1 pseudogene is annotated in these 526 nt (G+C 58.2%); it reads right to left on the bottom strand.

The annotated features are described in order from the left end of the window. Window positions 1-526, bottom strand: a pseudogene (locus AC1DLB_RS31785) (1,4-alpha-glucan branching enzyme); the annotation flags it as partial.

The raw sequence follows: 526 nt of genomic DNA, 5'->3' as shown, positions 1-526 counted from the left end.
GCGGTACATCGTCCTGATCGTGCAGGGCAGGCTCTTCGCGATACAACCGATTCAAGTCGCCGACCAGCTTGCGCACACCCTGGTGTTCCGGATATTGCAGCAAGTACCAGTCCAGCTGCTGATCGTGATTCCACTCCCGCCACTGGCCGAACTCGCAGCCCATGAACAACAGTTTCTTGCCCGGATGGGTCCACATGAAACTCAGGTAAGCCCGCAGGTTGGCAAACTTCTGCCAACGGTCGCCGGGCATTTTGTCGATCAGCGAATGCTTGCCGTGTACCACTTCGTCGTGGGAAATCGGCAGGATGAAACGCTCGGACCAGGCATACACCAGGCCGAAACTCAGTTCGTTGTGATGATGGGCGCGGTACACCGGATCCTGCTGAATGTAATGCAGCGAATCGTGCATCCAGCCCATGTTCCACTTATAGGCAAAACCCAGCCCGCCCTGTTGCGTGCTCTGGCTGACACCCGGCCACGCCGTGGATTCTTCGGCAATCACCAGTGCGCCCGGTGCTTCCAGTGC

The sequence above is a fragment of the Pseudomonas sp. 05N434 genome (assembly GCF_056396965.1).
This window is presented reverse-complemented; position numbering and strand designations above follow the sequence as displayed.